The organism is Chromohalobacter sp. 48-RD10, assembly GCF_029889785.1.
Taxonomy (GTDB): domain Bacteria; phylum Pseudomonadota; class Gammaproteobacteria; order Pseudomonadales; family Halomonadaceae; genus Chromohalobacter.
The window spans coordinates 1-1,841 of record NZ_JARANX010000112.1 but is presented as its reverse complement, the minus strand read 5'-3'; the positions used below and the strand labels follow the sequence as shown (position 1 = coordinate 1,841).

Annotated in this window: 2 protein-coding genes and 1 pseudogene; all 3 read left to right on the top strand. The window is 59.6% G+C overall.

Going from position 1 to position 1,841, the window contains the following annotated elements; genetic code table 11:
* Positions 1-193, top strand: a pseudogene (locus tag OP496_RS17515) (hypothetical protein); the annotation flags it as partial.
* A gap of 66 nt (positions 194-259) precedes the next feature.
* A complete protein-coding gene (locus tag OP496_RS17510) occupies positions 260-388 on the top strand; it encodes a hypothetical protein (RefSeq protein ID WP_280565169.1) in 129 nt (42 codons plus the stop codon).
* A 213-nt stretch (positions 389-601) separates the two neighbouring features.
* Positions 602-1,576, top strand: a complete 975-nt coding sequence (locus OP496_RS17505; protein ID WP_280565166.1) for a glycine betaine ABC transporter substrate-binding protein — start codon at positions 602-604, stop codon at positions 1,574-1,576.
* Positions 1,577-1,841: the final 265 nt, after the last annotated feature.

Here is a 1,841-nt window from a genome sequence, read left to right as displayed (position 1 = left end):
CCTCCAGCAAGCCGTGGACAGGGTCGTGGCGATCATCCAGGCTGATCCGAACAAGGACCGTACCGACGCGATCATCACCCGCTGGTTGAAGCGCCACCTTCAACGACTCGGGGCGGAGGTCAACCTGGATCGGCTCAACAGTTTGGTGGAGGATAAAGACATGTTGGCAGAAAACTTACAGACCTGGGCCTAGAAAGAGCGGCAAGAAGGTCGTCAGGAAGGGCTTCAGGAAGGACGTCAAAAAGCTGAGCAATGCGCTTTGGAAGATAAACGTAATACCGCTCGCAACCTGATCGCTCGCACCGAGCTGGAAGATCAGATGATTGCGGAGATTACGGGTCTGGCCATCGAGGAAGTGAGCCAGCTGCGCTCCGACCCCCTCGTTTAATTGACCATGAACTGATGTTTAATGACGGCCTCTTATGAGGCCGTTTTTGTTGTGCGCGAGGCGATGTACGTCGTCCAGGTTTTGTAACGACAGCGATAGCTATATAGGGTGTGTGTACATTTTGTGTCGAACGCCGATACCTGCAATGGGGCTCGGCGCTTCGACGATGCCTAAAAATCTGACTTACAACTTCAATATTATGGGGTGATCGAATTGAGCAACCAGCTACCGACCGGACGCAGCTCCCTGATGTTCAGCACGGCCTTGGCCGCTTTGTTTCTGGCAGCGCCATCCTTGTCGGCCAGTGAGGCCGAGCAGGAAGAGTCGGCCAGCAAGCGCGGGCCGGAGACCATCGCTAGCCAGTTCGTGTTCGGCTCCGGCAAGGAGTGTCCCCATGAGCCGTACTGCTTGCCCGCGCTTGAGGAAGAGTACGGTTTGCACTTCGCCGACTTCGTGGTCACTGACCCCGGGGGGCCGCGCACGCGAGAGGCGCTCCTGAACGGAAACATTCAGATCGGCGTGCTCTTCACCACCAATGGGTATCTTGCCACTGACCGCTTCGTCCTGCTGGAGGATGACCGTAACGCCCAGCCGGCGGAGAACGTCATTCCGGTGGCCCATCAGTCCATCGGCGACGCCTACCCCGAGCTCGGCAAGGTACTCAATCCGCTCAGCGCCGCTTTGACGACTCCGGAGCTGACCGAGATGAATCGACGCTTCGCGCTCGACGAGGTGGACGCGGAGACCATCGCCCGGGAGTGGCTTAAGGAACATGGAGCGTCCGCGCCTGCGGAGAGTGCGTCGAAAAAAGAGGGCCCCACCATCGTGGTCGGCTCCGGTAACTTCGCCGAGAGCATCATCCTGGCGGAGATGTATCGCCAGGCGCTCGACCAGGCGGGATACCCCACCCGGCATCGCCAGGAAATCGGCAACCGCGCCACCTATCTGCCCCTGCTCGAAAGTGGCGAGATCGATCTGTTCCCGGAATATACCGGCAGTCTGGGTGGTTGGCTGAACACGCTCGCCGACACGAGCGGACAACCCCTGTCTACCTTGCTGCCTGAACACGACCTGGTGGGCTTCGAGCCAGCCCCTGCGCAAGACAAGAACGGCTTCGTCGTCACCGCCGAGACCGCGCAGCGCTACGATCTTGAAAAGATCAGCGATCTGGCGAAGCCCGCTCCCTGAGGCTTGCTTCCTGAAGTTTGCATGATGGAAACGCTGCATAAAGCCCGCCGCAGCGCCTTGGCGTCACGATAGGGCGTTGCGCCAATAGCCACGTTCACCGGCAATTGGTCAGCACGGCCGAGGCATGGCGGACCTGGTCGAACAGGTACCCGGAGGGCTCGAACGCTATCGGCCGGACTTGGCCTATCTGCTTCTCGACGAAGGGGCGGTCATCAGCGACCCTGAGTGGTCGGATCACATGCGCAACGTAGCTGCTGCGCTCTTT